This is a genomic window from Bacillus sp. AFS018417, from assembly GCF_002560985.1.
In the GTDB taxonomy this organism is placed as follows: Bacteria; Bacillota; Bacilli; order Bacillales; family Bacillaceae_G; genus Bacillus_A; species Bacillus_A rhizoplanae.
Genome location: NZ_NTTM01000004.1, coordinates 89098 through 109157, shown reverse-complemented (window position 1 = coordinate 109157; position 20060 = coordinate 89098). Strand labels below are relative to the sequence as shown.

The 20060-nt window shown below is 36.7% G+C and carries 20 protein-coding genes; 5 read left to right on the top strand and 15 right to left on the bottom strand.

The features are described 5' to 3' along the window. Nucleotides 1-193 precede the first annotated feature (193 nt). Entirely contained in the window at nucleotides 194-751 is a 558-nt protein-coding gene (locus CN326_RS02710) for a cysteine hydrolase family protein (protein WP_098305975.1), read from the bottom strand. A 270-nt stretch (nucleotides 752-1021) separates the two neighbouring features. On the opposite strand from CN326_RS02710, the gene gntR reads away from it, so the two are divergent. From gntR to gntP, 3 genes are all read left to right on the top strand, one after another. Next, nucleotides 1022-1753 carry a gluconate operon transcriptional repressor GntR gene (gntR, locus tag CN326_RS02705; RefSeq protein WP_098305973.1) on the top strand — a complete coding sequence of 244 codons (732 nt, stop codon included), beginning with the start codon at nucleotides 1022-1024 and terminating at the stop codon, nucleotides 1751-1753. Then, entirely contained in the window at nucleotides 1746-3281 is a 1536-nt protein-coding gene (gene gntK / locus CN326_RS02700) for a gluconokinase (RefSeq protein WP_098305971.1), read from the top strand. Before gntR ends, gntK begins: the two co-directional genes overlap by 8 nt. 115 nt (nucleotides 3282-3396) lie before the next feature. Beyond that, nucleotides 3397-4743 carry a gluconate permease GntP gene (gntP, locus tag CN326_RS02695; protein WP_098305969.1) on the top strand — a complete coding sequence of 449 codons (1347 nt, stop codon included), beginning with the start codon at nucleotides 3397-3399 and terminating at the stop codon, nucleotides 4741-4743. Nucleotides 4744-4911: 168 nt separating this feature from the next. Here the strand turns inward: gntP and CN326_RS02690 are convergent, their stop codons facing one another. The 13 genes from CN326_RS02690 to CN326_RS02630 form a co-directional block, all read right to left on the bottom strand. Continuing rightward, nucleotides 4912-5973: a GH25 family lysozyme gene (locus tag CN326_RS02690; RefSeq protein WP_098305967.1), complete on the bottom strand. Its 1062-nt coding sequence runs from the start codon at nucleotides 5971-5973 to the stop codon at nucleotides 4912-4914. Between the two features lie 149 nt (nucleotides 5974-6122). Next, a complete protein-coding gene (locus tag CN326_RS02685) occupies nucleotides 6123-6680 on the bottom strand; it encodes a P-loop NTPase family protein (protein WP_098305965.1) in 558 nt (185 codons plus the stop codon). 48 nt (nucleotides 6681-6728) lie between these two features. After that, nucleotides 6729-7187, bottom strand: coding sequence for a GNAT family N-acetyltransferase (locus CN326_RS02680; protein ID WP_176524517.1), 459 nt, complete (start codon nucleotides 7185-7187; stop codon nucleotides 6729-6731). A 246-nt stretch (nucleotides 7188-7433) separates the two neighbouring features. Continuing rightward, the gene (locus CN326_RS02675; protein WP_098305961.1) at nucleotides 7434-7769 is read right to left on the bottom strand and encodes a YrdB family protein; all 336 of its coding nucleotides are present in this window, start codon (nucleotides 7767-7769) and stop codon (nucleotides 7434-7436) included. Nucleotides 7770-7942: 173 nt separating this feature from the next. Further along, on the bottom strand, nucleotides 7943-8407 hold the full coding sequence (locus tag CN326_RS02670) for a hypothetical protein (RefSeq protein WP_098305959.1): 465 nt from the start codon (nucleotides 8405-8407) through the stop codon (nucleotides 7943-7945). A 197-nt stretch (nucleotides 8408-8604) separates the two neighbouring features. Further along, nucleotides 8605-8907 carry a hypothetical protein gene (locus tag CN326_RS02665; RefSeq protein ID WP_098305957.1) on the bottom strand — a complete coding sequence of 101 codons (303 nt, stop codon included), beginning with the start codon at nucleotides 8905-8907 and terminating at the stop codon, nucleotides 8605-8607. 367 nt (nucleotides 8908-9274) lie between these two features. Beyond that, the gene (locus tag CN326_RS02660) at nucleotides 9275-10252 is read right to left on the bottom strand and encodes an SDR family NAD(P)-dependent oxidoreductase (protein WP_098305955.1); all 978 of its coding nucleotides are present in this window, start codon (nucleotides 10250-10252) and stop codon (nucleotides 9275-9277) included. A gap of 96 nt (nucleotides 10253-10348) precedes the next feature. Further along, nucleotides 10349-10855 carry a TetR/AcrR family transcriptional regulator gene (locus tag CN326_RS02655; RefSeq protein WP_098305953.1) on the bottom strand — a complete coding sequence of 169 codons (507 nt, stop codon included), beginning with the start codon at nucleotides 10853-10855 and terminating at the stop codon, nucleotides 10349-10351. A 300-nt stretch (nucleotides 10856-11155) separates the two neighbouring features. Further along, nucleotides 11156-12838: a glycerol-3-phosphate dehydrogenase/oxidase gene (locus CN326_RS02650; protein WP_098305951.1), complete on the bottom strand. Its 1683-nt coding sequence runs from the start codon at nucleotides 12836-12838 to the stop codon at nucleotides 11156-11158. 133 nt (nucleotides 12839-12971) lie between these two features. Next, nucleotides 12972-14462, bottom strand: coding sequence for a glycerol kinase GlpK (gene glpK, locus CN326_RS02645; RefSeq protein WP_098305949.1), 1491 nt, complete (start codon nucleotides 14460-14462; stop codon nucleotides 12972-12974). Between the two features lie 13 nt (nucleotides 14463-14475). Next, a complete protein-coding gene (locus tag CN326_RS02640) occupies nucleotides 14476-15297 on the bottom strand; it encodes an MIP/aquaporin family protein (RefSeq protein WP_098305947.1) in 822 nt (273 codons plus the stop codon). Between the two features lie 217 nt (nucleotides 15298-15514). Then, the gene (locus CN326_RS02635; RefSeq protein ID WP_098305945.1) at nucleotides 15515-16075 is read right to left on the bottom strand and encodes a glycerol-3-phosphate responsive antiterminator; all 561 of its coding nucleotides are present in this window, start codon (nucleotides 16073-16075) and stop codon (nucleotides 15515-15517) included. A 388-nt stretch (nucleotides 16076-16463) separates the two neighbouring features. Continuing rightward, nucleotides 16464-16895 carry a VOC family protein gene (locus CN326_RS02630; protein ID WP_098305943.1) on the bottom strand — a complete coding sequence of 144 codons (432 nt, stop codon included), beginning with the start codon at nucleotides 16893-16895 and terminating at the stop codon, nucleotides 16464-16466. A gap of 289 nt (nucleotides 16896-17184) precedes the next feature. On the opposite strand from CN326_RS02630, the gene CN326_RS02625 reads away from it, so the two are divergent. Next, on the top strand, nucleotides 17185-17565 hold the full coding sequence (locus CN326_RS02625) for a hypothetical protein (protein WP_098305941.1): 381 nt from the start codon (nucleotides 17185-17187) through the stop codon (nucleotides 17563-17565). 97 nt (nucleotides 17566-17662) lie between these two features. Beyond that, nucleotides 17663-18088, top strand: coding sequence for a VOC family protein (locus tag CN326_RS02620; RefSeq protein WP_098305939.1), 426 nt, complete (start codon nucleotides 17663-17665; stop codon nucleotides 18086-18088). Nucleotides 18089-18213: 125 nt separating this feature from the next. Here the strand turns inward: CN326_RS02620 and CN326_RS02615 are convergent, their stop codons facing one another. After that, nucleotides 18214-19848 (bottom strand): FAD-dependent oxidoreductase, encoded by a 1635-nt coding sequence (locus tag CN326_RS02615; protein ID WP_098305937.1) that lies wholly within the window; start codon nucleotides 19846-19848, stop codon nucleotides 18214-18216. Nucleotides 19849-20060: the final 212 nt, after the last annotated feature.

The following is a 20060-nucleotide window of genomic DNA, read 5'->3' as shown; positions in this document are numbered from 1 at the left end:
ATTCATTTTCCCAAGTTTATTAAAACACCATCCTCCCCTACTTTTTGTTTAAAAAGTAGGGGGGATTTTTTGAAGGTTTTGTTTTTTTCTCAAAGCACTACATTGTAAATATAAGTTGAAATCTTCGACAATCACGCCCGATTGCCAAAGATCAATCATGTTTTTCCGATCTTCTTAAGTTAAGAGAAGCGATTTACCGGTAATTATTATGGATTGGTTGAAACAAATCTTCTTGAGTAGTCCGAACAACAGAAAAATTGTCAACATTATAATGACCATGAAGTATTTCATTATGATGACTTATTATCTGTTCGGCAGATAAGGTCGAAGAATCTGTCGTCGAATGACCATCCCCAACTAAAGTAACATCAAAATGATTCACCGTTGCCGTTCTAACCGCTGTGTCAATACAGTGTTCTGTTTTACATCCCATAATAACAAGATGCTCAATCTCATTGTCCTTTAAAAAACCCATTAATGGCGTACCGTAAAACGAATTTGTAGCCGCTTTATCAAATATTTTTGCAGTGGTTGGCACCTTTAACTTTGGGTGTATTTGGAACCCTGGACCTTTGCCGTCAGCAACATCTTTATCCCTTATAAAGACGATTAAAATTTGTGATTCTAATGCTTTATTAATAACAAAATTAATATTATCTAATAATACGTCTTTATTCCGTACACTTTTGCTTTTATCATTTCCATCAACTAATTCTTGTTGAACATCAATAATAAGCAACGCTTGTTTCAATAGAAAAACTCCCTTTTATTATAATTTTTATACATGTTCCCCAAACCGTTCTTCATTTTCATGTTCATCATATCGCCCCCCTTTATCTTCTAAACCTATTTCGTTATAGAACCGTAACATCCTCTTTTTCAATCTAGTATGATTTCAAGACTTTTTCCCTTTTATTACCATCGAAAAGAATTGAAACAAAAAGTAAAAGCGCTTGCATAATTAAAAATCCGAGTTATAATACTTGTATACAAGTATACTTGATTAACATGAGGTGAAGTTATGACGGAATCAATGGAATTTCTTTATCCTGAAAAATGGCTTTCAAAAGCTTCTACTGGTGATCGTGTTGCAAGCGAACTAAGAATGCGTATTATTGCAGGTAAATTTGAAAGCGGTACCATTCTATCGGAAAATAAACTAGCTGCCGATTTTTCTGTAAGTCGGTCACCCGTTCGTGAAGCATTGAAAGTACTAGCATCTGAAAATATCATTCGCTTAGAAAGAATGGGTGCAGTTGTCATTGGTTTAACCGAAAAAGACATCGAAGAAATATATGATGTCCGTTTACTTATAGAAACGTTTATCTTTGAACGGCTTGTAAAGATGGACACGAATGAGTTAGTAAGAGAACTGAATAAAATTATGGAAATGATGAAAATTGCCATTAAATATCATGATGCTGATGAATTTTCTTATCAAGATCTCTTATTCCATGAAACGATTATTCGCACCATTGAGCATTCCTACATCCTGATGATTTGGAATAATTTAAAACCTGTTATGGAAAGCTTAATTCTTTTATCAATGCGTACCCGTTTCAAAGAAAAGTACGAAGACTTTGAACGGGTTATTAAAAATCATGAGCTTTATATAAAAGCAATCGAATCAAAAGATCGAGCCCTCATGATTAAGGCCTTACATCAAAACTTTGATGATGTTCAAGGGAAAGTTGAAGACCTCTGGATGTCACAACAAATGTTATCTAAAGGAGTAGAGCAAGAACATGAGTAGCTATATGTTAGGTATAGATATTGGTACAACAAGTACCAAAGCAGTATTATTCACTGAAAAAGGCGAAGTCATCCAAACAGAGAATATTGGTTACCCACTTCGCACACCGGATATTTCCACAGCTGAACAAGATCCAGAAGAGATTTTTCAGGCTGTTTTGCGAGCGATTTCAAATATAACGAAACATCATTCAGATAAAAAACCGTCGTTTATTTCATTTAGCAGCGCTATGCATAGTGTCATTGCCATGGATGAAAATGATCAGCCGCTGACACCTTGTATCACCTGGGCAGATAATCGCAGTGAGGCATGGGCACATAAAATCAAAGATGAACTGAATGGCCATGAAGTTTATAGACGAACAGGAACACCTATTCACCCCATGTCACCGTTAAGTAAAATTACTTGGATTGTGAATGACCATCCTGAAATCGCTGCCAAAACGAAAAAATATATCGGAATAAAAGAATATATCTTTAAGAAATTTTTTGATCAATATGTTGTCGATCATTCCCTCGCTTCATGCATGGGGATGATGAATCTACAAACGCTAGATTGGGATGAAGAAGCTTTAAAAATTGCTGGTATAACACCTGCTCAATTATCTGAGCTCGTACCAACCACTACGATATATAGCAACTGCAATCCGGATTTAGCCAAAAAGATTGGTATCGATCCACAAACACCATTTGTCATTGGTGCCAGTGATGGAGTGCTTTCTAATCTAGGTGTGAATGCAATTAGAAAAGGCGAGATTGCGGTCACAATTGGGACAAGCGGTGCTATTCGAACCATCATCGACAAGCCGCAAACGGATAAAAAAGGAAGAATATTCTGTTATGCCCTAACGGAAAAGCATTGGGTAATTGGTGGACCGGTAAACAATGGCGGAATGGTCCTTCGCTGGATTCGCGATGAACTTGCTTCATCAGAAGTAGAAACTGCAAAAAGACTAGGAATTGATCCATACGATGTATTAACGAAAATTGCTGAACGCGTGAGACCTGGTGCAGACGGATTATTATTCCATCCATATCTCGCAGGTGAACGTGCGCCATTATGGAATCCAGATGTACGTGGCTCATTCTTCGGTTTAACGATGTCACATAAGAAGGAACATATGATTCGTGCAGCCTTAGAAGGCGTTATTTATAATTTATATACTGTATTTTTAGCATTAACTGAATGCATGGACAGTCCTGTGACCCGTATTCAAGCAACAGGAGGCTTCGCAAGGTCTGACGTTTGGCGACAAATGATGTCCGATATTTTCGCATCTGAAGTCGTTGTTCCAAAAAGCTACGAAAGCTCCTGTCTAGGTGCATGTATATTAGGTCTCTATGCTACAGGAAAAATTGATTCTTTTGAAATCGTTTCCGAAATGGTTGGCAGCACCTACAAACACACACCGAAAGAAGAAGCAACAAAAGAATACAGACAATTACTGCCGATATTTATTAACTTATCTAGAGCATTAGAAGAAGATTATACACGAATTGCTAATTATCAAAGAAATTTAATAAAGTAAAACTTTCATCAGTGATCCCCCACTTCCTCGTCTCTCATTGAAATTTGAGGTTGGGGATTACTGCAAAAAAATAGGGGATAAACACAAATACAGCTAATATTAGGGGGAAATTACGATGCCATTAGTCATTGTAGCAATTGGGATTTTAGCATTACTTTTACTGATAATGCGCTTTAAATTAAACACTTTTATTTCATTAATCATTGTATCATTTGGTGTTGCTTTAGCACTTGGAATGCCGCCAGAAAAAATTGTCAAAACGATTGAAGCAGGATTAGGCGGCACACTTGGCCATTTAGCACTCGTTTTTGGACTTGGTGCGATGTTAGGCAAGTTGCTCTCAGATTCTGGGGGCGCACAACGCATTGCCATGACTCTTGTGAACAAATTTGGTAAAAAGAACATTCAATGGGCTGTCGTGACTGCCTCATTTATTATCGGTATTGCATTATTTTTTGAAGTAGGATTAGTATTATTAATTCCGATTGTATTTGCCATTTCAAGAGAATTAAAAGTTTCCATCTTGTATCTCGGTATTCCGATGGCAGCAGCTTTATCTGTAACACACGGATTTTTACCACCACACCCAGGACCAACCGCTATTGCTGGTGAATTGCATGCAAACATTGGTGAAGTATTACTTTATGGTTTTATGATAGCGGTTCCAACAGTTATTTTAGCTGGACCTGTATTTACTAAAATTGCGAAAAAGCTAGTACCTGAAGCATTCAACAAAACTGGTAATATAAAATCTCTAGGTGAACAGAAAGTATTTAAACTTGAAGACACACCTAGTTTTGGAATCAGTGTTTTTACCGCTTTACTACCTGTTATTTTAATGGCAATCGCTACGATTATTACTTTGCTGCAAAAAACAATGGGATTTAAAGATAATAGTTTACTAGCAGCGATCCAGTTTATTGGGAATGCGGATACTGCCATGTTGATTTCCTTATTAGTTGCGATCTATACAATGGGATTGGCAAGAAATATTCCAATCAAAAACGTGATGGAATCTTGTACAACAGCGATCTCAAATATTGGGATGATGCTCTTAATCATTGGTGGAGGCGGTGCCTTCAAACAAGTATTAATTGATGGCGGCGTTGGTAACTATGTAGCCGAATTATTCAAAGATACTTCATTATCACCGATCTTGCTTGCATGGATTATTGCTGCTATCTTACGTATTTCCTTAGGATCTGCTACAGTTGCTTCATTAACAACTGTCGGTTTAGTAATTCCGATGTTAGGTAACACAGACGTTAACCTTGCTTTAGTTGTCCTTGCAACAGGAGCTGGTAGTTTAATTGCTTCACACGTGAACGATGCTGGTTTCTGGATGTTCAAAGAATATTTTGGTTTAAGCATGAAAGAAACATTTGCAACATGGACCTTACTTGAAACTATTATTTCCGTATCGGGATTAGGATTTACGTTATTACTAAGCTTATTTGTATAAACCTTGCTAGATATAACAAAACCCTCACTTCAGTGAGGGTTTTGTTATCTATTAAACTAAGAAAAAGTCTAGTCAAGGGCTAGCCTAATGGGCATGTGTTGTACCCTCTATTCTATTACTAGAGATTTTCACAATCGTAGCGTATACTCTTTTAAGCTTGTCCATTGTTTAACAATCAGAACATATAGAAAGTAATTTATAATCTATATAACTAGGGTCATAGTAAATGAATTGATTTCCCCCTAAGTTTAACCATCCATTTTGTTCGTAAAATACTTTATAGGACTCATTATGATGTAATTTACGAATCACATTGCCATTCATAGAAGGCTGATCCCTTAAGTTCACATTATCACCTGTAATAGTAGCAATCCCTATATAGTTACAGTAACAAATATAACTAGGGTCGTAATAAATAAATTGATTTCCCCCTAAATTTAACCATCCATTTTGTTCGTAAAATACTTTATACGACTCATTATGATGTAATTTACGAATCACATTGCCACTCATAGAAGGTTGATCCCTTACATTCACATTATCACCTGTGATTGTAGTAATTCCTATAATGGTGCTACTAGCTCCATTATTATTACTGATACCCAAATCAATATAGGTGCTACCAGCTCCATTATTACTGATATTCAAATCTATATAGGATGTATTACAATCGACATTCCCATTAATCCCTTGTACTTTTCCACCATCTGTGTATTGCCAGATATCACAATTAATTCCTGCACCTCTTTCATTATAACGCGCAATCCACAATAACGTATTTTGTAAACGCGAAGGATTTAGACTATTTTTAAAGAAATATAGATTGCTATAAACTCCGTTATTTGTATATCCTGCATTTTTTAATTCCGTTAAAAACGCACTCACAGCATCTGTTAATGTATTTGGATCTAAATTCCCATCATTGACTTCTACATCCACAAATACAGGTGCAGTTAATGTTACACTCTTTAAATTTCGAATAAAGAGAGCAGCCTCTTTTTTTGCATCATCAATAGAGATTGCTCGAAAAAAGTGGTAAGCTCCTGTAAGTATGCCAACATTATTAGCACCACTTATATTGTATTGAAAGGTTGGATCTACATAATTGGTACCTTGCTCAGAGCCCTCTGTTACTTTTGCAAACATAAAGTTTACTTGGTTACGATCATTCTTTACTTGATTCCAATCAATTGTCCCATTATGGTGACTGACATCAATTCCAAATGACATGATATAACACTCCTAAATCGTTTATTTAATCTTGTTTGATATTAATTTATATTCTCAATAGGGGGTCGACCGCATGTCCATCAAGCTAAGGTTTTGAAGTACCCCCTAAATGAAAGTTTTCTTTCTCTACAGTTCATTATTTTGAGAAGTCAGCTCATTTTTTCGTTTTGGAGGTATTTACTTTTCTTAAGTTGATGGGCATGTGACATATCATCTTCTCCGTTATCTTTTAGAACAAAAAGTTTATCGTTATACTGACTCAACATATACAAAATTTCAGCTCTACTCTCCCTTTCAAAGTCGTTCGTCCACTTAAACATCTTCAGAAACATTTTGAAAGTAGGTTTATAGTTCGCCTTTTCAAGTCTTAATAATTGCAAAATAAACCGTTTTATTATTCTATATATCCTTTTCGAAAGCGCTACATCTAAAAATATGATCATATCTGCATGTTGAAAACTTTGAGATACCCATTTATGATGAGCGCCTTCAACAATCCAAGCATTTGAACTAACAATATGATGAAGTTGCTTATCCCTTTCTTCAGGCGTATTTCTTATATCTCCATTTTCAGACCTTCTCCACACAACGTTATCTAGCTCGTAATATGGAATCTGTAACTCCGAAGATAACGTTCTTGCTAAAGTTGTTTTCCCGCTTCCAACAGAACCTATGATATGAATTTTATTAGGAAGTTTCCGTTTCAATACGACCACCGCTTTATGAATTTCTATATATACATTTTCTTTGCCTATCTACATCTTTTTCCCCATTCTCCAACAACGTTGATTGTAAGAATTTCGCTCTTCCCCTATTATTTCGAGTCCTTGTTTTTCATAGAATTTGATGGCCCTTACATTGGACTGTGCAACGCGGAGATGATATTCAAATACATTACGTTTTTTAAACTGATCCTCCGCATACTGAAAAAGTTCATTACCATATCCCTTCCCGCGGCCCTCGGGAATTACATACACAAAACTTACATAGCCAATCTCTCGTCCTTCATAGCTATCGTACCTAAGAACTAATTCCCCAACCGCCTGTTGATCACCTTCCAATAGAACAAATCCTTCAGGAAAATTCACTTGCTTTTGCTTCGCATACTTTATATATTCACTCTCATTAAACTCAAGTTCTTCACCTGTATCTGTAAAAAATCTAATAATAGTCTGTTTATCCTTTTCTACATCAACAAGCCGAAACGTAAGCATTGGCATCATTTCCTTTCACTTCATACTTAATTTCATCGTACAATATCTTTTATTCCGGTAAAATGATCCGAAACTTTATGATACATATAAGAGATACTTATCAATCTAACAACCTCTTATTCCATTACCCTGCCCCGTTAATTAAATAGCTCTGTTAAATTTAACTGTTGATTTTCTTATTAAAAAAACGAGAAGTAATGCGTGGCATCAACCTATTACTTGCGCTGAACTAGTTGATATTTCTAATTATTGTTTCCAAAGAATGAGTAAAATGCGGTTAATTATAAATACCATTCCAAGAATAATGGCTAAGATTGGTTTATCAACAAAATACAGAGCGGATGAGGTAACTCCGAAGATTACGAATTCCAGAAGAAACTTGTACGGTTCTGGCAATTTCAATGATGCTTTAGGTGCAATGAAAGTCCCCCATAATATCGCAAAAAGTAGTGGTGAGCCAATACCAAAAACAAATTTTGTATACACACTTTTCCCAACTTGAAATCCCCAATAACCTAGTGATGCAAGGGCGCATAACTCTAGAAGAAAGCGAATAGCTAAATTTACAGATTTTATGAACATGAAAGAACACTCCTTTGAAAAACATGTCTTTTTGATATATCCCAGTTCTTCGTCAACAACGTTTTCTTTTGATTATAAAGTGAAACTTTATAGATTATGATTTTTATTTTCTTTCCATTTCAATGTATATCTATCACACAAAAAAACGACCCGCGTTGTGGGATCGTTAAAGTCTATTTTTCTTTCAAATGTTGTTGTAATTCGTCTATGACTTTTTGTAAAACAACATGCTGTTCTCGTGCCATTTCCAATTCTTCCTTTACTAAAGTCAATTCCTCCATCACTGTACCATGAGTCTCACTTATAATCTTTTCAACTTTTTGTAAAGTATCGTACTGTTCTCGTGCTAGTGCTAATTCTTCCTTTACTAGAGCCAATTCCTCCATCACCGTATCATGAGTTTCACCTATGACCTTTTCATCTTTTTCCCCGGCAATCCTTGCCACATATCCGATGACAGGTAAGGCAATGCCTTGAAAGATCGTCTGTACTACGTACTCTACCCATTCCACAAGAGTATTTGGATGCTGAAAGAAAAGCGGCACAATTACAAGCCCAAAAATGATATAAAAGCAAGCCATTGTAGAAAACCATAGGGCCAGTTTGTCACCAAGCCATGCATTAAAGCGTCTTATCATTTATCACTCCTTATCTAAAATAAAGTTGCTCTTTTGTACATTTGAAGAAAAGAATTTGCGTTCTGTTCCATTTGTTTCGCTATTTAAATGAATTTATCCCGCACTAACGGGCAGTAAGACCCCCACCTCAAGATGCAGAGAAAACGAAGAAGCTATGTGGGGGATGAAGCCCCCACTGATGGAAGTTTCACTTTATATCAATCTTTTTTACGGTGTTCCAGTGACTTAATAAATAGAATGACAGCATTAATGAGAAGATATACAGCTGCAAATCCCCAAATGATTTGCTCAACAGGTGGAAACTTCGTCTTATAAATAAACGGTCGAACGCCCACATAAAAAAAAGCATGATATACGATTAACAAGTTCATCCACTTAAGGAATAATCTCCAATTTTTCACTGTGATTCCGGCTACAACAACAAGGATTGTAAAAAAAAAGAAGCTAAGTAGAAGTCCTGTTAAAAATCCTGTCGATTCATTAATCATTTCAATTATCAAAAAAATATCACATCCTTTCATGCATAATGTACTATCATACTATGCGCAAAAGGGACAAGCTGTTTGTACACGTGTACTTTGCAAAAAAATATCATATGTGATTCGTGTATATATCGATTTCGGCATCATTTTACCAAGAAATAAAGTGAAACTTCCATCAGTGAGGGGGCTTACTGCCCACGAATAGCGGAATAAAAACCACATCACCTCTAGAACTGTAGAGATGATGTGGTTTCACTTTTACAAATCCAAAATCCCCAAGATTTCCTTCGTATTATTAATAGCAATCTTCCATTCGTTTTTTGTTAGTGATTAATCAATAACAAAAAATCAATTTTAAATACATCATTATTCTCTGCTCATAGTTTTAGTCTAGATTTTCACCTTCTGCTTTTTTTATTTTTTCCATTAATAAAGTTAATGTTTCTTTTAACCCCTCTTTATAAGGTGTAGCTATAATTTTACCTATTCTATTTTCATATTTTTCTCCGCTTAGAGTAAATCCTTCTTCTGTAAGATACATTATTTCTACTACTTCCTTCATAACTGGATCAAACAATCCACTTATACGAATTGCATTTTTATTTAATGGAATGACTAATTTTTTATTCCCAGTAATTTCACGTGCAAATTTTATTATTTCTTTCCCTGAAATTAATCCAGCACCAGGTATATTCCAGTTCTCTCCATAAGAGTCATCTTTGTTTGCTATCTCCACAATCATCTTTGTAGCATCTGGTAAATAGACATATTCTCGTGGTGTTTTTAGATTACCAATAAAAATAGAAATTTTATTTCCTGCCAATCCGGTCAATGTAGGTTGTAAATAAGAGTTCTGCGAAGTTATACCATAATAATCCGGTAATCTAACAATTAATGCTTTTGCATTTTTCCATTTCTTATCTAATATTAAATTTTCAAATTCCACCCTAATCTTCCCTTTTTTTGTATGAGGTTGTTTTGGATGATTTTCATCTCCCTTAGCTACTTGACGACCGTAAACATATATTCCATCTATAATAACTATTTTCTTACCTAAAATATCTGCTGCCCTCATTACATTTTCTCCAAGCAAAAGGAGCTTCTCCGCCATTTCATGATATTGAACATTCGCACATTGGAATATGACATCTGCATCTTTTGCCGCCTCAATGATGGTCCTGTAATCGAAGATATCGCCCAGCTTATAAGTTAACAGTGGTGTAGAAGCATGCTCTTTCATTAATTCTTTTAATTTATTTTCTGAACGGCCGAACGCAATAACCTGTATACCCCTGGATAACAATTCTGAAACAATTGCTTGACCTGTTCCACCTGTTGCTCCTAAAACAATTACTTTTTTCATTTTATAAATCCCCCTTATATTAATTAATTAGTTATTTATCAATCAATAACTAACACTGAAATAAAAAACCGAAACGAATCGGTTATCTTATTTTGTTTAGTTATGAATGAGCTCTGGTAAATCTAAGTAATAGGAAATGTTACAAAGTATTCCTCTAGCTAAGAAAGTTGTTACCTCCCTCTCTGCATTTGGAACATTCGCTGATTGGAACCTTTCCAAAATGTAGCTTCTAATACGAGACAAACCAGCTTTTGTACAACTTCTTATTGCATCTTCTGTAACTGAAAGTCCTATCACTTGCAAGGCAATTTCATTAGGATGTGATATGGACAACTTTTCATATGCCTCAACCATTGCAATAACGATTTGCTCCGGGGTTGATTCCACATTTTTGAATGTTTCAAGGATCCTTTCGAAGGCTCTATCCAAAGCTGCGACAAACAACTCTTCCTTTGTTCTAAAAAATCTAAATATATAAGGCTGAGAAATACCCGCTTTTTCTGCAATTAATGCTGTAGTGGTATTATAATAACCTTTTTCTGCAAACACCTCTAATCCAGCTTCAAGGATCTCTTCCTTTCGATTTTCCTTTCTCTGATTCATTATATGTCAACTCCCTTAAATTTGTTATTGATTGATTACTTACTTGAATAATAACTTATTCCTATTTAAGATTCAATGCTTCAAGGATTTCTTTTTTCCAATTTTTCTCTCCTTAATTCATTGTATGTCAACTCCTTCAAATTTATTATTGATTGATTACTTACTTAAATAATCACTTATTCCTATTACTCTATTTTTCGTTTTCGAGGAAACTAAAGTAAGATATAGCTATTCAGAAACAAATGATTCAATAGGAAAAACACACCACCTCTAAAACTTTAGAAATGGTGTGTTTTCATTTTACGCTAACGCACATGCATGCTCTTGCTGATCAGCCGGAACAACCGCATCCGTTAATGCTGCTTCTAATTCAGCTGCATATTTCAGCTTCTCTTCCCCGCTCCAGTTTAATGTCGCTGCCATGAAATTGATTACAGCATCTTTCCATTTATATACCCAGTGAATGTTAAAGAACACAGCGCCCATACGGCGTACGAAGAAATCAACTGGCTTTGTTGTCATTTCGAACTCCATCGCATATACGAGTGGTAAAAGTACGTCAAGCGGCATGTTATGGCGCTCCGCATCTCCTTTATATTCCTTCGCTAATTCAAAGAGTACATCAACGTTTGAACCGTAGAACTTCGCAAATTGTTCTGCTTGCTCTGCTGTTAAACCGTATTTTTTACCTTCTTGTGCTTTTTTCGCTATGAATGTTGGGAAGTTTTTAGAACCGCCAACATGACCGCCAGAGATTGGCATATGTTTCGTTGAACTTGCTGGGTATGAACCGTGACCTTCTTTTTGTAGTAAAGATGCGACATAGTCTACAACCATCTCTGCCATTTTACGATATCCTGTTAACTTTCCGCCGGCAATTGTAATTAAACCAGATTCAGAAGTCCAAATTTCATCTTTACGAGAAATTTCAGATGCGCTCTTTCCTTCTTCATAAATTAATGGACGAACACCTGCCCAGCTTGATTCGATATCCTTCTCTGTAATGTTTACAGTTGGGAACATGTAGTTAATCGCGTTAATAATATAAGTGCGATCTTCTGTTGTCATTTTTGGTACCGCTGCGTCTTTATCATAAAATGTATCTGTTGTACCTACATACGTTTTTCCCCCGCGTGGAATCGCAAATACCATACGTCCATCTGGTGTGTCAAAATAAATTGCTTGCCCTAATGGGAAACGTTTTTGATCAATAACAAGGTGAACACCTTTTGATAACTGCAATACTTTTCCTTTTTTCGAATTATCTTTCTCACGAAGCGTATCTACCCAAGGGCCGGACGCGTTAACAATTTTTTTACCGTACACTTCATATACTTTTCCGTCTAATAAATCGATTACACGTACGCCGCATACTTTTCCATCTTTATATAAGAAGCCGTCTACTTTTGCATAGTTGACTGCTTTCGCGCCATGTTTGATCGCTTCTTTCATAACTTCAATTGTTAAACGCGCGTCATCTGTACGATATTCTACGTAGTAACCGCCGCCTCTTAATCCATCTTGTTTCACAAGCGGCTCTCTCTTCATTGTTTCTGCGCGGCTAAACATTTTTCTGCGCTCACTTTTCTTAACGCCTGCTAAAAAGTCGTATACACGAAGACCGATTGATGTACTAAATGCACCAAACGTACCGCCTTTATGGAACGGAAGCAACATCCACTCTGGTGTTGTTACATGGGGGCCGTTCTCATATACAATCGCACGTTCCTTTCCAACTTCAGCTACCATTTTCACTTCAAATTGTTTTAAATAACGTAAACCGCCGTGAACAAGCTTTGTAGAACGACTTGATGTACCTGCTGCAAAGTCTTGCATTTCAAACACAACTGTTGATAATCCGCGTTTTGCTCCGTCTAATGCAATCCCAGAACCTGTGATTCCGCCGCCGATAACAATGACGTCTAACTCTTGTTTATTTACTTCATTTAAAACATTTTGACGTTGTTTACTTGAGAATTTCATGGTAATTCCTCCTTTTAATTACGAAAAAAAGAGACCACAAACATCACCATAGAATTGCTTCTATAGCGTGTTGTGGTCTCTCCAAATCTCCTACCGAATTATTAACTTATCATCATTATAACACTGTTTATAATTATTTAAAAGCTTTCGTTGCTTCAATTGCTTTTTTCCAGCCAGCATATAGCTCTTCACTTGTACCCGCTTCCATTGCTGGTGCAAAGCTCTTATCCATATTCCACTGTGCTGCGATTTCCTCTTGATCTTTCCAATACCCAACTGCAAGACCCGCTAAATATGCTGCTCCTAAAGCTGTTGTTTCGTTTACTTCTGGACGCTCTACTGGCACGCCTAAAATATCACCTTGGAACTGCATTAAGAAGTTATTTTTCACTGCGCCGCCATCTACACGTAATGTTTTTAACTCAATACCAGAATCAGCTTCCATCGCACATAATACATCTTTTGTTTGATATGCTAACGATTCAAGCGTTGCACGTACAAAATGTTCTTTCGTCGTACCGCGTGTTAAACCGAATACAGCGCCGCGTACTTCACTATCCCAATATGGTGTTCCAAGTCCAACAAATGCCGGTACAACATATACACCTTCTGTTGACGCAACGCGAGTCGCATACGCTTCACTTTCACTTGCATCCTTGAACATACGCAGTCCATCGCGCAGCCACTGAATTGCAGAACCTGCTACGAAAATACTACCTTCTAATGCGTATTCTACTTTCCCGTTTAGGCCCCATGCAATTGTTGTTAATAAGCCATGCTCAGATGCTACTGCTTTTTCACCTGTATTCATTAACATAAAGCAGCCTGTTCCGTACGTATTTTTCGCCATACCTTCACTGAAGCAAGCTTGGCCAAATAATGCCGCTTGTTGGTCACCTGCAATACCTGCAATCGGTACATTTTGACCGAAGAAATGATAGTCAACTGTATGACCGTATACTTCAGAAGATGGACGTACTTCTGGAAGCATGCTCGCTGGCACTGTTAACATTTCAAGAAGCTCTTCGTCCCATTTTAATTCATGAATGTTATACATTAATGTACGAGATGCATTGGAATAATCTGTTACGTGAACGTTACCACCAGATAGTTTCCATACAAGCCACGTATCAATTGTTCCGAATAATAATTCACCGCGCTCTGCTTTCTCTCTTGCACCTTCTACGTTATCTAAAATCCATTTTACTTTTGTACCAGAGAAGTATGCGTCAATTAAAAGACCTGTTTTTTCACGAACCATATCGTTATAGCCTTTTTCTTTTAGCTCGTCACAAATGTCAGCTGTTTGGCGAGATTGCCATACAATTGCATTGTATACAGGTTTTCCTGTTTCTTTTTCCCATACAACTGTTGTTTCACGTTGGTTTGTAATCCCAATACTCGCAATTTGCTCTGGTTTTACGTTTGCTTCACTTAAACAACTTGCAATAACCGCTAAAATTGATCCCCAAATTTCTTGTGGATTATGCTCAACCCAGCCTGGCTTTGGAAAATGTTGTGTAAATTCTTTTTGCGCAACATGTACAATTTTACCTTCTTTATTAAAAAGAATCGCACGTGAACTTGTTGTTCCTTGGTCTAATGAAAGAATAAACTTTTCCATATGTATTTCCCCCTTATGCTACTTTTCTACTATTTGTATTTTTTCCGCTCTGTTTACTTGTCATATAAGAGATTGCTAGAACAATCACTGTTACAATTACTACATAGATAAGTGCTGAGTTTTGCTTTCCTTCAAATACAACTTGATGGAATAGTCCTGCTAATGATCCGCCTAAAATCGGTCCTACAACTGGAATCCATGCGTATTTCCAGTTCGATCCGCCTTTTCCCGGAATCGGTAGAAGGAAGTGTGCAATACGAGGTCCTAAGTCACGTGCTGGATTGATTGCGTAACCAGTTGTTCCTCCTAATGATAAACCAATACTTACAATTAAGAAACCTACGACAAATGGATTTAAACCATCCGCAAATTTATTTGCTCCAATTGCTAAAATACCAAGTACTAAAATAAAAGTTCCAATAATTTCACTTAAAAGGTTTGCAAATGTATTTGGAATTGCCGGTCCTGTTGCAAATACGCCTAACTTTGTGCCTGCATCTTCTGTTTCTTTCCAATGTGGTAAGTAATGTAAATATACAATAACTGCCCCAATCATTGCCCCCAGCATTTGTGCTGCGATATAACCTGGTACGTCACTCCAAGGAAATGCTCCTTTAAACGCAAGTCCAATTGTTACCGCTGGATTTAAATGCGCTCCGCTAATTGATCCAACTGCATAAGCAGCTATTGAAACTGCTAAGCCCCATCCCATCGTAATAACGATCCATCCTGAATTTTGCGCAAACGATTTCTTTAAGCTGACACCAGCACAAACACCGCCGCCAAGAATGATTAGTATTGCTGTCCCTATTAGCTCCCCTAAAAATGGTGACATATAACCCCTCCATAATCAAATTAAAACGCTTTCAGTGAAAGAGGAAAATTGAATGGCCATTCTTTTTTTCAAAAGAAAAAATCCACAAATACAAGTTTCTATAGAAACATAGAAACAATGAAATGTGGATCTCTTCTTTTCTCCGTCACGTTTATTAACTTGTTTATAATGTTAACCGCAAATGAAAGCGGTGTCAATTAAATTTTCCACATTTTTGTCACTTTTTATGAAAATGTTTCCATAACTCTTTTTTCGATGTTGTAATCGCTGTTGCACCAGCTTCTAAAGCTCTTTCCACATCATCAACTGTACGTATAAATCCACCTGCTAAAATAGATAATCCGGTCCGTTCTTTCATTTCTGCAATCACGTCCGTTAAAGCTCCCGGCAGCACTTCAATGTAATCCGGCTTTGTCTTTTCTAAAAGAGCACAACTTTTTTCCATTGCACTAGAGTCAATTAAGAAAACGCGTTGAATCGCAACGACACCTTTTTGCTTCGCTTTCATAATTACGCTAGATTTTGTAGATAGCACACCATATGGACGAAACTCCTGGCATACATATTCTGTTGCATACGCATCACTTTGCAAGCCATGAATTAAATCAACATGTAAAAAGACTTTCTTACCATGCTGCTTCGCTAACGCCACGACACTTTTCAACTGACCGACATGAATATCTAAAATTACAATATATTCATACGAACTATGTAACAACTTTTCTAAATCCTTAATTTGCCGAACAGCTGGTAATATTTTTTGTTCATGAAATTCCATTCAAAAATCCCCTTCTGTATATCTTTCTATCTCTTATAGTACACAAATTAAGGAAAAAGAAAAGATAGTCCACTGTCTTTTTACGTGTCCGCAAAAATATCGGCGTTATTTGCGATATATCGGCGGAAGTGGTGCATTTATCGGCGCTTCGACACAATATAAAGTGAAACTTCCATCAGTGACGCTTTTCTCACTGATGGTTAGTTGAACCAATCGGGCTTTTACGGGCAGTTTTCTTCCCCGCTCTTCTCCAGCCTATACTGCCCGTTAATGCGGGATAAAGACCTTCCGACGATGTTCGATATGCGAGTAGTCGGGCCACTAAAACTGGATAATATCAAAAAATAGAAAGAGCTGACCATTTATAGTCAGCTCTTTCTTATATAAATTATTGTTGGCAAGCAACCGTTGAAACTTGCCATTGTACACCGAATTTATCTTTCAATTGGCCGTATAATGGGCTCCAGAAAGTTTCTTGAAGCGGCATTACGACTTGACCGCCGTCTTGTAATTTTGCAAATACTTCTTTTGCTTTTTCTTCACCTTGTATATGAATTGCTATAGTCACTTGCGATCCAACAACTTCGTCCGGCTGACCTGGGAACGTATCAGAAATCATCAGATCCGTATTCCCAATTTTTAAATGTGCATGTAACACACGATCTTTTGCCTCAGCAGGAAGTGGGTATTCCGGATTTTCTGGCATTTCTCCAAACGTTTGAAGCATTTCAACCTTTGCATCCAATGCCTTTTCGTAAAACTTAACCGCTTCTTGTCCATTACCATTCGTCACTAAATACGGGTTAATACCTAAAATCATCACAAGCACCTCTTTCTAAAATATTTAGTAGTCATAAACATATGTAACCACAGAACAAAAACAGAACATATGTTTCTGTTTTATTTTATCATATATTACTTGTTTATGGAACTCTTTTACTTCATTTGTGCAATAAAAAAAATCGACACTTCCTATGAGGGATTTAGCCTTAACGCACAAAATTCGCAAAATGATTCTTGAAGTATGGCATCCTTTCGATTACACACGAAAGTGTTCTAAAGGGGGAAATGCATGAAATATAAATATAATGAAAAGGAGTGAGATGCTAATGGAAGCAAGCACCTTTTTAGGACTGTTTTGGGGATGGGTGACGGTTATCGTATCAGGAATACTTTTCATACGTCCATCAGTACTACGTGAGCTGAAAAAATTAGTAGTCGAAGACAGAGGGTTTGGGATTATGTATGGCTTTCTATCGATTTTTTTAGGGTTAGGCACTATTATCCTGCATAATGTATGGGCATTCAACTGGCAGGGATTCATCACACTCATTGGATGGCTCGCGCTATTAAAAGGAATTTACGTAATTGCATATCCTGAACCATCCAAGAAAACCGACTTCGAAGTACGGATACTATCTACGCGTATAACACTTGCTATCCTTGGTGCTTTGGCTCTATGGATGCTTATAGTAATCTATATGAAATAATCTGTAATTCGAAATAGGTCTCAGTAGATTCGTTAAAATCAGGGTAGTTGTAAATCTGCATTTCCTAACACTCCCCCGTTTAAAAGGAGATGAGTAAATGAAGCTGAATCATTTGAATTTATGTGTTGATGATTTATCGGCAGCGAAAGCTTTTTTTGAAACATTTTTTGATTTTCAATGTTTAGAAGAGAAAGGAAAAGCTCTTGTAGTCATGAGTGATAATGATGGATTTATTCTTGTATTAAGTGATCCAAAAGCGTTTAAAGGCGGAAAAGATGCGACATACCCAGAAGCTTTTCACATTGGTTTTTTAGTAGAAGAACCAAATGAAGTTGATCAAGTATATAATCGCTTAATAGAGGGCGGTATTGAAATAGATAAAGAACCTTATAAGATGAGAGGTAGTAGTTATGGCTTCTACTTTACAGTATTCAATGGATTGTTGATTGAGGTTTCTTGTCTTGATTATAAAGACGGTAAAAGAATCTCAAAACCTAATGTTACTAAAGATTCTAAACGTTAATGAACTACCGGATGCTTTATATGAAAAAAGGCTCTCTAAATTTGAAGAGCCTTTACTAGTTAATTATTATTTCTTTATCGTAATAGTAGTTCAGTACCTAAAGACTTTAAATACAGCCCTCAAAATTATTTTTCATTTAAAGATGAATTGCATAATAGGCAATTCATCACCTCTTCAAGTACTAAGTCAGGGGTTAATACTCCTTCTTCTGTACGCCAGCCAATACATCCATCTGGTCTTACGAGTACAGCCCCTTTAGGATTTATTCCATATAACATTCCAAAAATGTTGTCCTGATCAACAAAATCTCCTTTTGGACAAACACGGTACACATTAATGCTCGTTCCTAAATGGGAAGCAACAGTATGTGCCGCCGTTGACCAAGAGTTATGTTCTGAACCAGTAAATAGTACAAAGTCTCTCCCCAGTAAATCAAGTATGGAAATACGCTTTCCTTCATAAGTACCCCACATATGCGGAGCGCGTGTTCCTGGCCTTCCGCCAAGCTCTAAAAGATCCATCCTATGTGGAGTTGTATCTTGATCGATAATTGCTGCCGAACGGTATTTGTAACCTACAGTAACAGCTAGGCTATCCATGTTATTCAGATTATCATCTTCTTTATTCGCAGCACGGAGCAATATACTGCTTGCGTAATCCGTAGTTAATTGTACAACGGGATGCCTTTCCTCATGGTAAGTTTCCAGTAATTTCGGATTAGCTTGATGATGTATAACAGCAGCTAATTTCCAAGCTAAATTGTGAGCATCCTGAATACCTGTATTTGAACCAAATCCTCCCGTAGGCGGCATAAGATGAGCAGCATCACCAGCTAAAAAAACTCGATTATCCTGAAAACGTACCGCTGTACTTTCTGTCGCTTCCCAAGGTGAAATGCTTAGTATTTTCACATTAAGATTTGGTATCCCAATGGCTTTTTGAACAATTTTTTGACAACGCTCTGCAGAAAAATCTTCAGGTGTTTCTCCTTTTAAAGGATTATAGGCAACATGATAAATCCACCGATCGTTATTATTGACTGGAATAAGTGCACCTAAAACTTCAGGGTGTAAAATCATAGAGAAACCAAAGGCATCTCCTTTTATGAGATCGCTCAAATCCGCTTGAAAGTAAATGTTTATATAATGGCCTCCGATATTACCACGACCAGTAGTTGGAATGTCTGCATGTTTACGTATAGAACTTTTGGCACCATCTGCTGCAATTAAATAATCACTATGAATCATCTGTTCTTCCTTAGTTTCACGATCTCGTACAATAGCGGTTACTCCTATAGCATCCTGCTTGTAAGAAACAAGTTCATGATTAAACCACAACCTCCCGCCTAATTTTTGGGCCTCTTGCAGCAACATCGGTTCTAAATCAATTTGATAACAAGCTGTTACCTTTGACGGACTAATCTTTCTAATTATTTCGGACATACTTTCATCATTTTCGGCCTGAGCTATTCTAGCCCTTTTTAACTCTTCAGGGTCTGCTTCAGCCATTGTATTTACAGCAATCCTTCCACGGCAATTCTCTAGTGACTCTCCTGCAGCGCGAATGTTTTTTTCTAATCCTAATTCTCGGAATAATTCCATCGTACGAAAAGTAATGCCCCCTGCCTTCGGATGAATAGCAGTCGTAGCATGCCTTTCAATAAGTAAATAATCGACTTTATGACGCGCAAGAAATAATGCAGAAGTTAGACCTGTCAAACCTCCTCCAATAATTAAAACTGGAACGTGATTAGATCTCATGTATATGCCCCTTTCATATAGTACTTACATCATTTTCACTGAGCTCAGTAGTCTAAATATAATAAGGAAATTCAGAAAAATATAGACTTATTTTTCAAAATTATTTATCATATAGATAGAGTACGCCCCAAAATATATTAAGATATATGTAATAAGGGCAGTAATAAAAGTCCTTCAAGCTGGACATTCAAGAAGAAAAGCTGAAATATCTT